Source organism: Hyalangium sp. (assembly GCF_035629615.1).
Classification (GTDB): Bacteria; Myxococcota; Myxococcia; order Myxococcales; family Myxococcaceae; genus Hyalangium.
Map to the genome: position 1 here is coordinate 1 of NZ_DASPHO010000736.1, position 18,419 is coordinate 18,419.

The 18,419-nt window shown below is 69.2% G+C and carries 14 protein-coding genes; 6 read left to right on the forward strand and 8 right to left on the reverse strand.

The window, feature by feature from the left end; genetic code table 11:
• The 5 genes from VD972_RS36585 to VD972_RS36605 all read right to left on the reverse strand — a co-directional run.
• A partial coding sequence (locus VD972_RS36585) for a P-loop NTPase (RefSeq protein WP_414654188.1) occupies window positions 1–764 on the reverse strand: 764 nt, incomplete at its 3' end.
• Between the two features lie 40 nt (window positions 765–804).
• Window positions 805–2,445, reverse strand: a complete 1,641-nt coding sequence (locus VD972_RS36590; RefSeq protein WP_324993457.1) for a hypothetical protein — start codon at window positions 2,443–2,445, stop codon at window positions 805–807.
• A gap of 145 nt (window positions 2,446–2,590) precedes the next feature.
• A complete protein-coding gene (locus tag VD972_RS36595) occupies window positions 2,591–3,184 on the reverse strand; it encodes an HNH endonuclease (RefSeq protein WP_324993458.1) in 594 nt (197 codons plus the stop codon).
• A complete protein-coding gene (selA, locus tag VD972_RS36600) occupies window positions 3,181–4,578 on the reverse strand; it encodes an L-seryl-tRNA(Sec) selenium transferase (protein WP_324993459.1) in 1,398 nt (465 codons plus the stop codon). The genes VD972_RS36595 and selA overlap by 4 nt, the downstream gene beginning before the upstream one ends.
• Before the next feature lie 66 nt (window positions 4,579–4,644).
• Window positions 4,645–7,062, reverse strand: coding sequence for a transglycosylase SLT domain-containing protein (locus tag VD972_RS36605; protein ID WP_324993460.1), 2,418 nt, complete (start codon window positions 7,060–7,062; stop codon window positions 4,645–4,647).
• A gap of 108 nt (window positions 7,063–7,170) precedes the next feature.
• Between VD972_RS36605 and VD972_RS36610 the strand changes: the two genes are divergently transcribed.
• From VD972_RS36610 to VD972_RS36630, 5 genes are all read left to right on the forward strand, one after another.
• Window positions 7,171–9,381, forward strand: coding sequence for an ATP-binding protein (locus VD972_RS36610; RefSeq protein ID WP_324993461.1), 2,211 nt, complete (start codon window positions 7,171–7,173; stop codon window positions 9,379–9,381).
• Between the two features lie 89 nt (window positions 9,382–9,470).
• Window positions 9,471–10,496, forward strand: coding sequence for a chemotaxis protein CheB (locus VD972_RS36615; RefSeq protein ID WP_324993462.1), 1,026 nt, complete (start codon window positions 9,471–9,473; stop codon window positions 10,494–10,496).
• An 80-nt stretch (window positions 10,497–10,576) separates the two neighbouring features.
• Window positions 10,577–11,632, forward strand: coding sequence for a chemotaxis protein CheB (locus VD972_RS36620; RefSeq protein WP_324993463.1), 1,056 nt, complete (start codon window positions 10,577–10,579; stop codon window positions 11,630–11,632).
• 167 nt (window positions 11,633–11,799) lie between these two features.
• Window positions 11,800–12,843, forward strand: a complete 1,044-nt coding sequence (locus VD972_RS36625; RefSeq protein WP_324993464.1) for a chemotaxis protein CheB — start codon at window positions 11,800–11,802, stop codon at window positions 12,841–12,843.
• An 84-nt stretch (window positions 12,844–12,927) separates the two neighbouring features.
• Window positions 12,928–13,566, forward strand: a complete 639-nt coding sequence (locus VD972_RS36630) for a hypothetical protein (RefSeq protein ID WP_324993465.1) — start codon at window positions 12,928–12,930, stop codon at window positions 13,564–13,566.
• Window positions 13,567–13,568: 2 nt separating this feature from the next.
• On the opposite strand, the gene VD972_RS36635 is transcribed toward VD972_RS36630, so the two are convergent.
• Window positions 13,569–14,540, reverse strand: a complete 972-nt coding sequence (locus tag VD972_RS36635; protein ID WP_324993466.1) for a hypothetical protein — start codon at window positions 14,538–14,540, stop codon at window positions 13,569–13,571.
• A gap of 281 nt (window positions 14,541–14,821) precedes the next feature.
• On the reverse strand, window positions 14,822–16,261 hold the full coding sequence (locus VD972_RS36640; RefSeq protein WP_324993467.1) for a serine/threonine-protein kinase: 1,440 nt from the start codon (window positions 16,259–16,261) through the stop codon (window positions 14,822–14,824).
• A 211-nt stretch (window positions 16,262–16,472) separates the two neighbouring features.
• Here VD972_RS36640 and VD972_RS36645 point away from each other — a divergent pair, with 211 nt between their 5' ends.
• Window positions 16,473–17,102, forward strand: a complete 630-nt coding sequence (locus VD972_RS36645; protein WP_324993468.1) for a LysE family translocator — start codon at window positions 16,473–16,475, stop codon at window positions 17,100–17,102.
• Window positions 17,103–17,327: 225 nt separating this feature from the next.
• Here the strand turns inward: VD972_RS36645 and VD972_RS36650 are convergent.
• Window positions 17,328–18,419, reverse strand: a 1,092-nt coding sequence (locus VD972_RS36650; RefSeq protein WP_324993469.1) for an ABC-F family ATP-binding cassette domain-containing protein, incomplete at its 5' end; no start/stop codon positions are given.

The following is an 18,419-nucleotide window of genomic DNA, read 5'->3' on the forward strand; positions in this document are numbered from 1 at the left end:
ACCAGGCGGATGCGGAACGACTGCAGATCGCGCTCCAGCCGTGTGCCCGCGGCGGGATCCTGCTGGCGCACCTGGGCGATGAAGTCATGCGGCGTGCGCATCGCCCCCTCGCGCGTGGTGAGGGCGCTCTCCACCAGCTCCTCGATGCCGTACTGCGCCTCCACCTGCTGCAGCCGTCGGAAGAAGGCCGCCTTGACGAAGCGGTAGGCGTTCTCCACCGCGGTGGGCTCCGGCAGCACCACCAGCACGCCGTGATCCGCCACCAGGAAGAAGTCCAGCGTGTTGAAGCTGGTGCCCGCCCCCAGATCCAGCAGCAGGTAGTCCACCGGCTGGGCCATGAGCGAGCGCAGCAGCTTCTGCTTCTGGGCGTACTTGAGGTTGGCCGCGTCCAGCACGTCCTGCGCGCCCGCGATCAGCGCCAGCTGGGGCACCCCGGTGGGGATGATGATGTCTTCGATCTGGACCTTGTTGCTGCGCACGAAGTCCGACAGCGTCGCGTTCGGCTGGCCCACCCCGAGACAGGTATGGAGGTTGGCGCCGCCGAGGTCCGCGTCCACCAGCAGGACGCGCATGCCAGCCTGCGCCAGGGCGATGCCCAGGTTGGCCGACACCAGCGTCTTGCCGATGCCGCCCTTGCCGCCCCCCACGGCGATGACCCGCCGGGGGCGCGCGCGCTTGGCGAGCCCCGGGGGACCGGAGCTCGGCGAGTAGGTGGGGCTGACCGACGCGGCGGAAGAGGGAACGGGCTTCAAGGCGGCCCGCATCAAAACCCGTCCCGACCTCCGCGTCGACTCCCCGACCCGACTAGTTGAGGATCACGGTGCAGGCACAGGGCTCCGTGCCGTTGCAAGCCGTGCCGGCGGCCGTCTCGCAGCTCAGCCCCGAGCAGCACAGGCTGGTGGGCGAGCACGCCTGGCCGCTGGCCGAGCAGGTAGCGCCTGGCTGGCAGCTCCCCGTCGTAGCCCCGCTGGGCACCTCGCAGCGCAGACCCTGGCAGCAGTCCGCGCCCGAGGTGCAGGCTCCGCTCTGCGGCTGGCACAGCGCGGGAGGCTTGCAGATGCCCCCCGTGCAGATGCCAGAGCAGCACTGCGAGGGCGAGCTGCAGGTCGTCTCATTGGCCTTGCAGGAGGGACCAGCGTCCGGGGTGCCGCCGTCCGTGCCGCCCGGAGTCGTCCGGGGCTGCTGGCAGGCGAAGTTCAGCTCGTCCACCGGCAGGCAGCTGGTGCCCGTGCAGCAAGCCGAGCCGCCATCTGTCCCCGGGTCACAGGCGGTCCCTACCGGAGCGCACGTCGGGCGCTGGCAGGTGAGCCCGCCGCTGCCGTTGGGTAGGCACAAGCCGTTGCCGCAGCACTGGTCGGAGAACTGGCACGTCTGGCCATCGCCGATGCAGCACGGCTCCGTGCCCGTGTAGCCCGTGGGGCACTGGCCACTGCCGCCGCCGAAGCAGCGCGGAACGCCGGACGAGTCCACCTTGCAGACATCCTTGCGGCCGTCGCAGCAGTTCTGCGAGGCATTGATGTCCGTGGTGCCGCCGTCCGGCAGCCTGCCGGAGCCGCAGATGTTCCCCACGCCGTTGCAGCTCTGGCCGTTGTCGCACCGGCCGTCGGAGCAGTTCACGGAGCCGTTGGGGTTCACCCCGCCGCCACAGCAGTCATTGGCCACGGAGCAGGAGTTGCCGGTGAGCTTGCACCCTCCCACCGGCTGACAGACCTTGGCACCGTAGCCCAGATCCACGCAGGTGCGCGAGCAGCACGTGGAGCCATCCTCGCACGGGTTGCCATCCTGCCGGCACCCGCCACCTCCACCGCCGGTGACGAACTCGCAGCGGCCCACCCCGCCCGCGGGCGCGGAGCACGCGGTGCCACAGCACTCGCCGTCGCTCTGGCACACGTCTCCGTAGGCCTTGCAGGTATAGGAGCGGGTGCAGAGGCCGCCCTGGCAGTTGGTGGAGCAGCAGTCCGCGCCCGAAGTACACGCCTGGCCCAGCACCTTGCAGCTCGAGGCGGAGCCGGGGATCTCGGCGCACGTGCCGCCGGTGCACGTCTTCGTGCAGCACTGCTCGGGGCCGGTGCACGCCTGGCCCACGTCGCGGCACAGGTGGGTGGCGCACGTGCCGTTGTCACAGATGTTGGTGCAGCACTCGCCGCCCAGCTGGCACGTCTCGCCGGCGCTCTTGCAGAGCTGATTGGGCTCCGGGCACCGTCCGTCCTCGCCGCATACGCCCGTACAGCACTGAGCGCCCGTGGTCCGGCTGCACGTGGCGCCTTGGTCCAGACACTGCGAGCCCGGCCCACTGTCCGGGATGTCTCCGCCCCCGTCTACAACGTCTCCAGGTCCCCCGTCCGGGATCTCATCGGGCGGCTTGTCCCCACCGCAGTCACACCCCACGATACTGAAGGCCAGCGCCAGCGCGCTCAGCATCAGCAACCGGTTCGCCTGTCTCACGTGTCTCCCCTTCCCTGCTGCTGGCCTGCCCATGCGGCGAGGCCACAGCCCGGATCTCGCGCACGAACACTCCGTGCGCCTGGGGGACCCACTCGAAGCGAGATCGGCCACACCCGGCCCTCTCACGGGGCCGGGGTGACCGGAGCTACTCGTCCAGCAGCTCCACGTTCCAATACGAGGCGTCCTCCAGCCTCAGGAAGGGCAGCCACTCGCGGTAGGTGATGCGGCGGATGGCACCGCGGAACAGCGGCGTCCACCGGGGACGGAAAGGTTTACGCAGGAGCTTGATGCCCGCCTGCTCCGGGGTGCGCCCGCCCTTCTTCAGGTTGCAGGGCACGCAGGAGCAGACGACGTTCTCCCACGTCGTCTTGCCGCCATCACAGCGAGGCAGCACGTGGTCCAGGTTCAGCTCCGAGCGCGGCAGGGTCTTCCCGCAGTACTGGCAGGTGTCGTGATCGCGCGCGTAGATGTTGAGGCGGGAGAAGCGCACCCGGCCCTTGGGCAGGTACTCGTAGGCGGAGAGCACCAGCACCCGCGGTACTCGGATGGAGCGGTTCACGGTGGTGATGCAGTCGCCCGTGGCGCTCAGCGCGGCCCAGTCAGCGAACTCGTAGAGCTTGTACTGGGCGTCAATCGCCTTGGCCACGCCCTGGTAGAGCAGCGAGAAGGCGCGCTTGACCGAGGTGACGTGAACAGGGTGGTAGTTCCGGTTGAGGACCAGGACGGAGCTGTCGATCATGGGGGGCTTTCCTGTCTGGTGGTGCCGGCGACGGCCTCGGCAACCAGTCCGAGTTCCTCCTCTGCGAGACAGCGGACGTCGAGGACCACCTCCCCGTCCGCGATCCTTCCAATAACCGGCGCCTCGGCGCCGCGCAGGCGCTCCAGGAATACATCCGGCTCCCCAACTTTGAGGATGCACGCGAAGGAAGACAACCGGGCCAGTGGCATAGCACCCCCGCCTACCTGCCCCGACACCGCAGCCACATGAGCCTGGACGCCCTGGGCTACCAGCAGCGCTTGGAGGCGCTCCGCCCGTGCGCGCAGCTCCTCTGGCCGCTGGGAGAGCAGGCGCCAGGCGGGCACGGCCTCCGGGCGGCCGTCCCGGTACAGCTCCAGGGTGGCCTCGAGTGCGGCGACCGTCATCTTGTCCACACGCAGCGCCCGGGTGAGCGGGTAGGCCTTGATGCGCGCCAGCAGGGCCTTGCGTCCCACGATGATGCCTGCCTGGGGGCCCCCCAGCAGCTTGTCTCCGGAGAAGGCCACCACGTCCGCGCCATCCTCGACGGCCATGCGCACGGTGGGCTCGGCAGTGAGCCCCTCGCCCCGCAGCGGCACCAGGGCGCCGGAGCCGAGATCCTGGAACACGGGCACCCCCCGCGCACGGCCCACCGCGGCCAGCTCCGCCACGCCGACCTCCTCCGTGAAGCCCACCAGCGCGAAGTTGGAGCGGTGCACCTTCACCAGGAGGCCCGTGTCGGGGGTGAGGACGGCCTCGTAGTCGGCTCGGCGGGTGCGGTTGGTGGTGCCTACCTCCACCAGCCGGCAGCCCGACTGGCGCATCACGTCCGGCACGCGGAAGCCTCCGCCAATCTCCACCAGCTCCCCGCGCGAGACGATGCAGTCCTTCCCCGAGGCCAGCGCCCCGAGCACCAGCAGCACCGCGCCCGCACAGTTGTTGACGACGATCGCGTCCTCGGCGCCCGTCAGCTCGGTGAGCAGGCCGATGACGGGGGCATAGCGGCTGCCCCGCTCCCCCTCGTCGAGATCGTACTCGAGGTTGGAGTAGCCACGGGCCACCGCCGCCACTCGGGCCACGGCCTCCGGGGCCAGCGGCGCGCGCCCCAGGTTGGTGTGCAGCACCACGCCGGTGGCATTGAGCACGGGGCGCAGGTTGGGGGTGGCCAGCGTGCTCAAGGCGGCGTCCACGTCCGCATCGTCGAAGGGACGCTCTCCACGCAACAGGCGCTCCCGGGCCCGCTCCACTGCCAGGCGCAGAGCGGCGACGGCGCGCGCGCGCGGCAAACCGGCCAGCCGCGGCTCCAGAGACGGCCGGCGCAGGAGCTGCTCGATGGACGGCAGAGCACGCAGGAGCGCGTTCTTACCGCCGTCCCCGCTATGAGGCGGTGCGTCCACGATGCGCAGTCTAGCCCGGATTGGGGCCGCGCGCCCACAGCCTTACAGGTTCGGCCAGAGCGTGCCCTACCGGGACGACGGCAACAGCCCGGCGGACTTCACCGCGGAGACCTTGGCCGGGCGCCCGTAGAGCAGCTGATAGGTGTTGTAGGAGCGCAGCACGCGCTTGATGTAGCCGCGCGTCTCGGCGATCGGCACCTCCTCCACCCAGGCGTCCAGCGGCATGCCCTTGCGCTGGCCGCGCCACCGATTCACCGCCCCGGCTCCGGCGTTGTAGCTGCCCACCGCGAACGGCGTGTTGCCGTCGAACTTCCTCACCAGCTCGCCCAGGTGATGGGCGCCGAGGCGGATGTTCAGCTCCGGCTCCAGCAGGGACTCGACGCGGAAGCGCTTGATCTTCAGCTGCTGGGCCACCGCCTTCGCCGTGTAGGGCATGAGCTGGGTGAGCCCCAGCGCGCCCGCCCAGGACAGCGCCTTGGGATCCAGCGCGCTCTCCTCGCGCATGAGCGCCTGCAGGAGATCCGGCTCCACCCCCGCCTCCTTGGTGTGCTTCTCGATCAGCTCCCGGTACGCGTTCGGATAGGCGATCTCCCACACCGGCCGGGTCTGCGGGGTGATCCGGCCGCTCAAGTCCCTGCGCAGGGATACCCGCGCTACCGCGTGCGCCGCGCGCTGATCCCCCGCCATGGACAGCAGGTGGACGATCAGCCGCACGGGCTCGGCCGGCAGCCCGTTGCGGTTGACGGCCAGCAGCTCGGAGGACACGGCCTCCGGGAAGCCCAGGCGCAGCAGCTCCACGGCCGCCAGGAAGTGCGGATCCTTCTCCACGGTGGGCCCGGTGTGCATGGGCCACGGGCTGGCGGACTCCGCGGAGAACACCAGCTGCGGGGCGATGCGCTCCAGCCGCTCCTTGTCCATCTCGCCCAGCTGCGCGCGCGCCATCAGCCCGTAGTAGGTGGCCGGGTGCTCCACCGCGAGCTTCTCGAAGAGGGCCACCGCCTCCTTCCCGTTGCCGCGCTCCAGGAACGTCCGCGCCCGCCAGTACTGGGCGCGCTCCACGTCATAGCTCTCGTCCGCGTCGGCGAAGCGCTTCTCGATCCGCTCCAGGATGGGCAGCCCGCCATCCGGCACCTGAGAAGTCCGAGCGATCCAGAAGGCCTTGAAGAGCGCCTCGCCCAGGAAGTCCCCCTGCGGGTAGTTCTTCTCCAACTCCTCGAGCCGGGCCAGGGCCTGCCCCGGCCGGTCCGTCTTCACGTACAGATCGGCCGAGTAGAAGAGCGCGTCGTCCGCGAAGGAGTGGCCGGGGAACTCGCGCGCGAGCCGCTCGTAGGTCTCCGGGCCACGCCGCTGGTCCACGATGGAGCGCGAGGAGCCCAGCACGTACATGGCGCGCGGCAGCAGATCCGCGTCCTGGCACTTCTCCACCACGGGGGTGAGCACGGAGATGGCCTTGGTGTGGTTGCGCTCCTTGCGCTGGCCCTTGCCGAAGACGAAGTGGGCGCGGCAGGCGAGGGGCTCCGGCAGCTTCAACGTGGGCAGCAGCGGCTCCAGCACCGCCAGGCCCTGCTTGTTGCGGTGCAGCTCGATGAGCTGCTCGGCGCGGGCCACCTGAGCATCCACCGGGGGCTTGATCCCCTTGAGGCGCCGCTCCGCCTGCTTCGTCAGCGGCGAGAGCGGGTACAGGGACCACAGCCGCCACAGCGCCTCGCGCTCGCGCACGCGATCCTTCTTCTCCGCGGCGATGTCGGCGATGGCCATGAGCGCCTCGGCGCCCACATTGCGGCCGAAGAGCGGCGCCGGACGGTTGGCCAACGGCGTGAGCGCGGCCATGGCCCCGTCATGATCCTTCTTCTTGCGCAGCACGCGCCCGAGCGTCAGGCGCGCGTCCACGTACAACTTCGAGTCCTCGGACACCTGCGAGAGCAGCTTCGCCGCCTGCTCGAAGCGGCCCAGCTCCTCGAGCGCCACGCCCGCGTGCGTCAGGCACCGATCCTTCAGCGCCGGGTAGTCCTCCGCCAGGGCGGCCATCTCCTCGGCCGCGCGGACCTCATCCCCACCGCGCACGGCGCTCAGGGCGCGCAGGTAGCGCACTGGCGCGGAGTCGCCCTCGTCCGCTAGCAGCTCGCGAGCCTTGAGGTAGAAGCCCCGATCGAAGGCGGCCTTGGCCTCCTTCTTCTTGCCCTCGGCAAAGTACGGCGCCAGCTCCTCCAGCCCGTAGGCCTTGCCGCGCGGCACCTCGAGCTCGGCCTTCTTGGGAGGCTCCGGCTTCACGAGGGGCAGCGGGAACGCGGGGTTGAAGATCTCCACGTACCCCGGCGGCAGCGAGGCTCTCTCCACGTCCGGCGGGGGGGCGAGCAGCGCCTCGGTGGGGGCGCCATCCGTGCGCGGCTGCGGCGCTTGCGCCGGCTCCGAGGCCACGACGGGCTGCGCGGAGGCCAGCTGCGCGAAGGAAACGAGGGCAATCAGCGAAAGGGCGGATTTCATGGGGGAGGGCCGTCGCCCCTGGTGAATGTGCTCGGGCACGCCCGAGGACAACTGGGAGCACTCAAAAAATTTCCGGACGTGGACACAGGTTAGACTGTTCGCTCGAACATGGACATCCGCACCCAGAGCGCGCTCCTCGCATCCCTCGTCGGCCTGGCGCTCGGGCTGGCCATGCTCTTGCGGCCGGGCCGCTCCCGGGTGGTGACGCTGTATTCCGTCTTCGCCCTGACGGTGGCGGGGTACTACCTGGCGCTCTTCTTCGCGAGCATCTTCCCCGAGGCGGGGTGGGTGTCCAGAACAGCGGTGGGGGCCACGATCCTGCTGGCCTCGGTCGTCCCCCTGGCGGCCGTGTCCTTCTTCCTGGAGTTCCTGGGGGTCACCAAAGAGACGCACGTGCTCGGCCGGCGGCTGGCCCTGCTGTCAGGCGTGTTTGGCCTGGTGGTGGCCGTGACGCCGCTGGCGAACCAGAGCTGGGCGCGGGTGGCCGTGGGGGTATGGGTGCTGGGCACGCTGGTCACCTCGGTGAGCCTGCTGCTGAACCGGGTGCACCTCCAGGAGTCGCGCATCGAGCGGCTGCGGCTCATGTACCTGGCCATCGGCGCGGGGGCCACGCTCCTGCTCACCGCGGTGGATCTGGTGGGCCGGCGCTACGACATCCCCCTGCCGCCGCTGGGGCCCATCTTCTCCACGATGTACCTCTTCTTCCTCTCCCAGACGCTGCTGCGGCTGCGGCTGATGGATCTGCACGAGCTGCTGGGGAAGATCGCCTCGCAGACGGTGCTGGCCTTCATCCTGGCCGCCGTCTTCACGGTGCTCACCGTGTGGGTGAAGGAGAACGCCGCCCTGTTCATCTTCAACACGGTGGTGGCCGCCTTCGTGACGATCATCCTCATGGAGCCGCTGCGGGTGAAGGTGGACGAGCAGGTGGTGGCCATCTTCTTCCGGGAGCGCTTCGAGCTGCTGCGCTCGCTGGGGGCGCTGCGGGCGCGGATGGCCACGGTGATCGACATCTCCGAGGTGACACGGATGGTGCTGGACGCCATCCACGAGACGGGCCGCGTGACGCACACCTCCGTGTACATGCTGGCGGAGGATCGGCCGGGCTACCGGCTGCTGGACTCGCGCGGCCCTCCGCCGGAGACGTTCCTGGACACGGCCGCGGCGCGCGGGCTGCTCCTGGCGGCGGCCTCGGGGCAGAAGGCGGTGCTCCTGGAGAACGTGGACACCCGGCTCACGGCGCTGCGGGGGCATGGGACCGAGGGCAAGCGCTTCCGGGACGAGATCAAGCGCCTGCAGGACACGCGCGCCTCCCTGCTGCAGATGAAGTCCGGCATCTCCGTGCCGCTGGTGGGCAATGATCGGGTGATCGGCTTCCTGAACCTGTGGGACGAGCGCGTGCCAGAGGCCTACGCCTCGGACGAGATCGCCCTCATCCTGTCCGTGGCCGAGCGCCTGGCCACCGTGCTGGAGAACTCGAAGCTGTACGAGAAGATCCGCGAGCGCGATCGCCTGGCGGCGCTGGGAGAGATGGCGGCCGGCCTGGCGCACGAGATCCGCAACCCGCTGGGCGCCATCAAGGGCGCGGCCCAGTGTCTGGATCCGAAGCGGCTCCCGGGCGAGGATGGCGAGTTCCTGGGCGTCATCGTCGAGGAGGTCAACCGGCTCAACGGCGTGGTGACGGCGTTCCTGGACTACGCTCGCCCGCTCAAGCAGAGCTTCGGCCCCACCGATCTCAACGAAGTCGTCACGCGCACCATGCGCCTCATCCAGAACGACGTGCCCCACCAGATCGAGCTGGCGGTGCAGTTGGATCTCACGGTGCCGCGCGTGGACGGGGACGCCGAGCAGCTCAAGCAGGTGCTCATCAACCTGGTGCAGAACGCGGTGCAAGCCTTCGGCGAGGCGGGCGGCCGCATCACCGTGGGCACGGCGAAGCCGGACCGGTTCAGCGATTTCCGCGGAAACATGAACGAGTTCGTCGAGGTGCATGTCTCCGACACGGGGCCAGGCATCCCGTTGGACCAGCAACAGCACATCTTCGTGCCCTTCTTTACAACCAAGCAGAAAGGCACGGGATTGGGGCTGGCCATCTGTCAGCGCATCGTCAAGAATCACGGCGGGAGCATTGCCGTCCACAGCAAGCCCGGCGAAGGGTGCACCTTCGTCGTCCGCCTGCCCTCGCCCCCCGCAGAACCCCAGGCAGTGGAGGCCGTCCCCTCGGACGGTACGCCCTTCCCTGCCACCCAACCGGCCCTTCCCCCTCCCGTTTCCCCCGCCGAGACCCGGTCTCGGCGCGAAAAGAAGCGCAAGGCGGGTTGATACAGCTTGTTACACTGTTACATGGTGGGTCGTAGGCGAGCAGCCCACCTCTGGGGTAGAACCCCACCTGGAAAGTTCCGGAGAACCGCATGAGCAAGCCCATCCAAGTCCTCCTCACCGACGATTCCCCCACCATGCTCCAGGTTCTCACGCGCCTGCTGTCGGCGCAGCCGGACGTGACGGTGGTGGGCACGGCGCGCGACGGCGAGGAGGCCGTGGCCCTGGCCCGCTCGCTGAAGCCAGACGTCATCACCCTGGACGTGCAGATGCCCGGCGTGGACGGCCTGGGCGCCACCGAGCGCATCATGGCGGAGACGCCGTGCCGGATCCTGATGGTGTCCGGAGCGCCGGACACGGACCTGTCCTTCCGGGCGCTGCAGGCCGGGGCGCTCGAAGTCATCGCCAAGCCGCAGGGCTCGCCGGAGGACGTGGCGCGCTTCGGCGTGAGGCTGCTGTCGGCCATCCGGCTGCTGGCGGAAGTTCCGCTCGTCACCAAGCGGCGCGAGGGCCACGCCAACCCGCCCCCGCTGCCTCCGGGGCGGCAGATCCGGGCCTTCGGGCTGTTCTCGTCCATTGGCGGGCCCTCGGCGCTGGCCTCGCTGCTGTGGCTGCTTCCGCGCAGCCTGCCCTACCCCCTCTTCATCGCCCAGCACATCACCCCGGGCTTCACCGTGGGGTTGCACCGCTGGCTGTCCTCGCTGTCGCCGCTGCCGGTGGAGATCGCGCGCGCCTCCGAGCAGCCCCGGGCGGGCACCGTCTACCTGGCCCCGGATGGCCACCACCTGCGGGTGGGAGTCCAGGGGGAGCTCGTCATCGAGAAGGCCTCGGGCACCACGTTCCCCTCGGGGGATCTGATGCTGGCGTCGCTGTCGCGAGCCTACGGCCAGCACACCGCGGGCGCGGTGCTCAGCGGCATGGGCGAGGAAGGCGCGGTGGGGTTGATGGCCATCAAGCGCGCGGGCGGGCTGACCTTCGCGCAGGATCCGGAGACCTGTCTGGTGGCGGGGATGCCGGAGGCGGCGCTGCGCAACAAGTCCACGGAGCATAAAGTCTCTCCGGAAGCGCTGGCCGCCATCATGCGCGCGCTCGACGGCCCGTCGCCCTCGGGCGGCTGACACGGCCCCTCACGGGCCGCGCCTGCCTGGATCGAAGACGGTTTCTGGAGCACTCTCGCCTTTCCTTCCGAGGTGCGCACATGAGCTCCACCATCCGAGTCCTCATCGCGGATGACTCGCCGACCATGCTGAAGATGTACGCGGCGCTGCTCTCGTCAGCGCCGGACATCCAGGTGGTGGGCACGGCGAAGGATGGGGCGGAGGCCCTGGAGCTGGCGCGCACACTCCACCCGGATGTCATCACCCTGGACGTGCGCATGCCGCGGATGGACGGGATCGAGGCCAGCTCGCGCATCATGAGCGAGGCCCCGAGCCGGATCCTCGTCATCTCGGGGGCCGTGGACGCGGAGATGTCCTTCAAGGCGCTGCAGGCCGGGGCGCTGGAGGTGATGCCCAAGCCGCGGCCGAACCTGGAGGGCCTGGCCAACTTCGGCGTGAAGCTGATCCACATCATCCGGACCATGGCCGAGCTGCCGGTGAGCCAGCGCCCGGCCTCTGCCGAGCCCACTTCGGCCCAGGCCTCCAGGGCGGCGCCCGTGCTGCAAGGGGGGCGGGTGAATGGCTTCGGGCTGGTGGCCTCCACGGGAGGGCCGCCGGCGCTCTGTCACCTGCTGTCGCTGCTGCCTCCGAAGCTGCCGTACCCGATCTTCATCGCCCAGCACGTCTCGGATGGCTTCACCGCCGGCCTGTGCCAGTGGCTGGGCGCTGCCTCCTCGCTGCGGCTCGAGGTGGCGCAGACGGGCGTCCGGCCTCAGCCGGGCTACGTGTACCTGCCACCAGACGGGCACCAGCTCCAGGTGATGCTGACAGGAGAGCTGCTCGTGGAGCCGATCCCCACCGGGAAAGCTGCCCTCGGGGACACGCTGCTGGCCTCGCTGGCGCTCGGCTACGGAAACCGGGCGGCGGGGGCGGTGCTCACGGGCATGGGCTCGGATGGAGCCGCGGGGCTGCTGGCCATCCGCCGCGCCGGCGGGCAGACCTTCGCGCAGAGCCCCGAGAGCTGCGTTGTCCCCGGAATGCCCGAGGCGGCCTTGCGCAACGGCGCCACGGACACGGTGCTGTCACTCGAGGCGCTGGCCTCGGCCATGCGCTCGCTCACGGGCGCGGCTCCTCCGACGTCCACCGTTCGCAACTGAAGCACCGCCGGCCGAAGCGTGCTGCATGTGACAGTCCGTTTCTGCGATGCCACTGATTGCCTGGCACCTGACCTGGAGAGTAGGCTCGAAGCCGTGCGGGTGATACAATCCAGCACGTAGGCTTTTCGTCCCTCTCGCAGCGCGCTCGACGGCCCTCTGAGGTGCCCATGAACAAGCCAGTCCAGGTCCTTCTCGCAGATGACTCGCCCACGATCTTGCGGATGTTCAGCGGGCTGCTCGCCACGGCTCCAGACATCCGGGTGATTGGCACCGCGAGCGATGGGAAGGAGGCCGTGTCGATGGTGCAGTCGCTTCGCCCGGATGTGGTGACCTTGGATGTCCGGATGCCCCGGATGGACGGGATCGACGCCACCGAGCGCATCATGGCCGAGAGCCCCAGCCGCATCCTGGTGATCTCAGGGGCAGTGGACGCGGAGCTGTCCTTCAAGGCGCTGCAGGCCGGGGCGCTGGAGGTAATGCCCAAGCCGACGCCTGGGAAAGGTGAGAGCCTGACGGGCTTCGGCCAGCAGCTCATCCACACGATCCGGACGATGGCGGAGATCCCGCTCGCGCTGCGCAAGCCGTTCAGCGGCCACCCGGCGCCGCCGCCGCTGCTGCGGAGCGGCCGGGTGAACGGCTTCGGGCTGGTGGCAGCCACGGGAGGGCCGCCGGCGCTGGCCATGCTGCTGTCGCTGCTGCCTCCAAGCCTCCCCTACCCGGTCTTCATCTCCCAGCACGTCTCGGTGGGCTTCACCTCGGGGCTTCGCCAGTGGCTGGGCGCGGCCTCCCCGCTGGAGCTGCAGGTGGCTCGCACGGGCATGAAGCCGCAGCCGGGCCATGTCTACCTGCCACCGGATGGGCACCAGCTGCAGGTGCTCACGTCGGGAGATCTCCTGGTGGAGCCGGTCCACGGCTTCCACGCGTCGATGGGGGACGCGCTGTTGAGCTCGCTGGCGCGGGCTCATGGGAACCGAGCCGGTGGTGCGGTGCTCACGGGCATGGGCTCGGATGGAGCCGCGGGGCTGCTGGCCATCCGTCGCGCAGGCGGGCTCACCTTCGTGCAGCACCCGGAGAGCTGCGTCGTCTCCAGCATGCCCGAGGCGGCGCTGCGAGCAGGGGCCGCAGAGTCGTCACTCTCGGTGGAGGCCATGGCCTCGGCCATGAGGGCGCTCTCGGGCGCGATCCCCGTGGCCCCAGGCTTGCGCAGCTGAGGTTCTGGCGGCAACGCGGCTTCGACGAGAATTCCCCGGCCAGTCTGGGAAGATCGGCGGAGTGCGGCGTATAGAGGCGCAGGTATGAGAACCCTGCTCGCGCTCCGCCTCCTCTTCGTGCTGTCCCTTGGAGCCCTTCCAGGACTCGCGTGGGCGGACCCACCAACGCGCAAGGTGGTTCCGGAGAGTGAGGTGTGCTTCCGGGGAGGCCCCTTGAAGCGCTGCAGGGGGTTCTTGCTGACAGAGTTCGCGGCATACATGGGACCCACCACGAGCTATCGGCGGCCGCCCCTGAACTTCATCTGGGAGGCCGGCTACATGCGCAACCTGGAGGTGCATGAGCTGGCCGTGGGTGGCGCCCTGTTCGTGGTCAACGACGAGGACTCGCGACGAATGCTCGGGCTCAAGCCTCGGCTGAGAACCTGGCTCAACCCATGGCTGAGCTTCGACGTGGCGCCGGGCCTGCTGCTCTTCGGGCTGAAGCACGGCACGAGCTTCATCCCGAGCTATCCCGGCTTCAACGGCCATGTGGCGCTCAACTTCGCCGACTTCGCGGCCGTGAGCGCCCAGCTGGAGGTGTTGCCACTGACAATGCGCTCGAACGTCAACCCGGAAGGCATCGAGGTGAACGGCTTCATCGGGCTGCGCTTCGGCTCCTACCCTGGGGCCGCCGTGGGCTCACTGGCGGCCCTGATCGCCTGGTATGGGGACGGAATCCACTGATCTCACCCTGTCCCGTCCGGTCTTGCACGAAGGGCTGCGCGGGCTCGGAGCACGCCTGCCACATAGAGGATCGCGAGCACCGCGAGGCAGATCCAGGCCAGCCCCAGATAGCGGGAGATGAGGGAGTCGGCACTCCAGCCGAACCACTCGGTGAGCCGGCTGGCGTCGCTCAGGCCCACGCCCTCGATACGGCCGAAGGGGATCTCACCGCGATCCCTCCAGGAGTCCCACCACACCTTGAAGGCATCCGTGAAGGCCGCCGCGCCGATGACGAGAAAGCCCCAGCGCAGCCACCCGCGGTGCAGGGAGCTGTCCTTGCCGGCATAGAGGGTGAGCATGAGCAAGGTGCCCAGCACCAGGCAGCCCCCGTCACCCCCGAAGGTGATGAACGAGCGGGCCATCCCGCCACGCACGAGCACGGTGCCCACGAGCTGGAGGCACAGCAGCGTGATGCCGGCGATGAGCGTGGGGCGATGGCGCAGCTTCCAGCCACGGTACGTGAGCGCCCCGAGTCCAGCCGCCAGCAGGACGGAGAAGGAGGGAGAGCGCACCTCGGCGATGGAGGTCGCCCACGGGCCAGGGAAGGCCGTGTAGCCGGTGAGCCAGGCGGTGACAGCGTGCCCCAGCTCGTGGATCCACATGGAGAGGAAGATGCGCAGCAGGCTGTGGCCCATCCCGGTTGAGTGGAGCACCCACGTCAGGAGCAGCGCCGCGGGAATGGCAAACAGGCGGATCTTCAGCTCGAGCTGAGCGTCCTCGGCATCCTCGTTCCACGTCAGCGCCTCCGCGGGGAGGTGCGGAGGGCGCTCGGGTTCGAGAGGCAGGAAGGCGGGAGGCGCCGCCACGGTGGCAGCGGCCTGCGCGGCGCGAGCCTCGGCCTTGGCGTAGTAGATGCCGCACCGGGGACACTCCGGAGCCGGGGCACGAGGAGCGCCACAGCGAGGGCAGCTCGATGAAGGGCTCTCAGTGCTCATGGAGCGTCACTGCAGGCATGCAGGGGGTGCCCTGGGAGCATAGAGGAGCAGGTCCCTGATGAGCGCAGTCATCAGGGGCATGAGGGCTGTCACCACGCCCGCCAGCAAGTGGGACCGCCGTACCGGGGCTCTGCTGAGGTGGGCGAACACCAGGCCCCAGGCACCACCCTCTTACCCTCCATGGGCCTGGATTGCCAAGCGCCCGAAAACAGGCCGTCCGAGGGAAGGCAGCGCCCCGGTGATGCCTTTCTTTCCGAAGCATTCAAGAAGGCGCGCCACGGTCATGGCTGCCCCGAAGTCGGCGTTCGGGGCGCGTCGTAGGAGGCGCGGACGCACTTACCGTCATACTCGTAGCCCTCATTCCCACAGGGGGGACGACCATCCATCACCACCCAGCAGACGCCCAGCACCTCGCGCTCGAAGCGAGGCGAGCAGGGCGGCTTCTTCTGCCCCGACTGCGGCTCCTTCGGCATCGGCAGACTCAGCACATGGCCGGGCGAGGAAGAGCGTGGGTCCTGCACCACGGAAAGGGGGACTTCCTCCCCCACGCCAGCGTCCGGCGTCTCCACGGGCGGCACGTGCCACTCTTCGGGACTCGCAATCCAGGGCTCGGGCTGGTGTGGCCTGCGCAGTTCGGCAGCAAACGCCACGATGAGCCAGCTCACCACCGCCGCAATGGCTGAGGAGAGCCAGACCGGGAAGCCAACGCGGACGGCTCGGCGTTCGGGCGCTGTCGAAGGGCGCGGGCAGTTGGATCGGCTCGAGCTGCTCGATCGCGAGGAGAAGCGTGGCACCCCTTCCTCAGTGGGGGCCGCCGCGGGTGTGGGGCGGATGGCCCTGTCTGCTGCGGGCCCGGCCTTCTTCGCTGCTCGCTCCAGCGCCTCCGCAATCTCCCTAGCGGTGCCGCGCTCCTGCCTGTCCTCCGCCAGCAGTCGCAGGATGATGCCCTCCAACTCCAGCGCTACCGTGGCGAGCTCGCTCGGGCGCAACAGCTTCCGGCGCTCCGCATCCTCGGTCTCCGGCGGCGGGTAGGTTCCCGTCACCAGCCGGTACGCCGTCACCCCGAGGGAGTAGAGGTCATCCGAAGCGCGGGCATGCCAGCGTGCCTCCGTGTCCCGCCGGAACTTCCACATGAAGCGCAGCATCTCGGGCGCTCGGTAGGGCGTGGTGCCGGGCGGAGCCACGGTGTCCGTCAATGGGCGCGCCCCCGGCAACCACCCCGAGCCGAAGTCCACCAGCACTGCTCGTCCCTCTGCAGTCACGCGGATGTTGTCCCCCTTGACATCCCGGTGGACAACACCTTCGGCATGCGCCGCCTCCAGGCCGCGCGCCACCTGCGCCAGCACCCGCAGCACCTCCCGCGTGGAGCGCGGCGCTTCCCGGAACCAGTCGTACAGGATGAAGCCCTCCACACACTCCATCACCACGTACGGGTAGCGCGCGCCCGACGGAGACGTCCACAGCCCCGAGTCCTCGTAACCCGGCACGCTGGGGTGCTGCACTCGCTGCAGCAGCTGCGCCTCCCGCTCGAAGCGAGGGTCTCCAGCCTGCTTGGCCATCTTCAACGCCACCACAGGGGCCTCTGGGTGCCCGGCGCGCTGGGCCCGGTACACCACTCCATAGCTGCCCGAATCCACGCGCTGCAGGATCAGCCACGGCCCTACCGTAGTGCCCAGCGCGGGGGCATGAGGATCAACGAACGTCACCACGGCATCGCTCAAGCGTTCTCCTCCGGAAGAGGCTGGGAGCCGAACGAGACCCTACCGCATAGGTGACCTGCATCAAACCCACTCTCTTGGGTTGCGTACAGAAGAAGACCCCGGGCAGAACCCCGAGCGCGTTCCCTGTCCTGGCAGTCGCGTGGGCGCAGAGCACTGCGTCTTCCCACCCAGCCTTGCCCGCCGAACCTGGATGACGACAGGATGAGTCACCATGGCCGCCTCCTTCCTCATCCTGGTTCCCCTGGCGCTGGCTCACCTGGTCGCGGTCGCATCTCCCGGGCCAAGCTTCCTGATCGTCGCCCAGACGTCCGCCCGGCATTCCTGGCGGCTGGGTGTTCACGCTGCGATAGGCATGGCCATCGGGGCCCTGGTCTGGGCGCTGGCTGCGCTGCTGGGCTTGGGCGCGCTGTTCTTGAAGTTCACCTGGCTGTACGGAGTCGTCAGGCTTGCCGGAGGTGTGTTCCTCCTCTGGGTCGCCTTTCAGATCTGGAGGCACTCCGGAGACCCTCTCGAGATGGCAGTCCAGAGCGAGGGAGAAACAGATGGCCGACGCGTCCTGCTCTCGGCCTTGCGTGTCCAGCTGTCAAATCCGAAGCCGGCCGTCTTCTACGGCTCCATCTTCGTTGCGCTTCTCCCTCCCGAGACACCGCTGTCCGTGAAGATCGCCGCGCTCTGCATCATCACCCTCAACGAATTCCTCTGGTACTCGTTCGTTGCGGTTGCCCTCTCGAGGCAGCTGGTGCGTCAGGCGTATCTGCGCTGGAAGGCCTGGATCGATCGCATCACCGCAGGCGTTCTGGGCTTCCTCGGCATCCGCCTGATCGCCGAAGGGAACAGCTGAGTCCCCAGCCCCTCTGGCCCTCTTCCCAGGCCGGAGCTTCGAGGGGGGCGGGCCTGCTGGCGGAGGGGCCGGAATGAACCTGTCAGACAAGCAGTCCGGCGGATGAGGGAGCCTGCTGGCGGCGGCGCTTGGAACGAACCTGTCTGACAAGTAGACAGGTTGGCGCAGGCTGCGCCCGGCAGGTCGCCCCGGCAAGCTTGGGTTCCGGGCTTTGCCCAGGAGACTTCATCCCAGGGACGCGGTGGCCGCGGCCAGCTTCTCCTGCGCCGCCTCCCACACCGCGTACAGCGACTCCAGTTCCTCCTTGCCGGCCCGGTGCGTGTCCATGAGCGGCTTGGCCCTTGCGAAGTCGTTGTAGAGCGCCGGATCCGCCAGCTGCGCCTCGCGCTCCTTCTGCTCGGCCTCCAGCTTCCCAATCCGCTCCTCGATCCGGGAGATCTCCTTCTTGATCGGCCCCTCCACCACACTGCGGCGCTGGCGCGCCTCGGCCTCCACTCGCTTGCGGTCCTTCTCCGTCAGCGCGGCCGCGGCGGCCTTCTCCGAGCCCCTGCCCTTCTCCCCTCCCCCTGCAGCCTCCGTCGCCAGCCGCAGCTGCTCCTGGTGGTACAGGTACTCGTCCAGGTTGCCCGAGTGCGGCACCACCTTCCCGTCCACCACGTCCCACACCTGGCTGGCCAGCCGGTTCACGAAGGCCCTGTTGTGCGAGACGAACAGCAGCGTCCCCCCGTACCCCGCCAGCGCCTCGATCAGCATCTCCGTCGAGTCCAGGTCCAGGTGGTTGGTGGGCTCGTCCATCAGCAGGAGGTTGGAGGGCCGCAGCAACAGCTTCGCCAGCGCCACGCGCGCCCGCTCGCCTCCGGACAGCACGCCGATGGGCTTGTCCACGTCATCCCCCGAGAACAGGAACGCGCCCAGCACTCCGCGCACGTAGCTCTCCGGCTTGTCCGCCGCCAGCGGCCGCACCTCCTCGATGATGGTGTTCCGCTTGTTCAGCGTGTCCGCGTGGTGCTGCGCGTAGTAGCCCATCACCACGTTGTGCCCGAGCGTGACGCTCCCAGAATCCGGCGGAAGCTCCCCGGCGATGATCTTGAGCAGCGTCGTCTTGCCCGCTCCGTTCGCGCCCACCACCGCCACGCGCTGGCCGCGTTCGAGCGCGATATTCATCCCCTGATAGATGACCGCGTCTCCGTAGCGCTTGCCCACGGCCTCCAGCTTCGCCACTTCCCGGCCTGAGCGCGGCGCCTCAGGAAAACGGAAGCTGACCGTTTGCCGCTCCTGGGCAACTTCAATGATCTCTTCTTTGGCCAGCATCTTTGC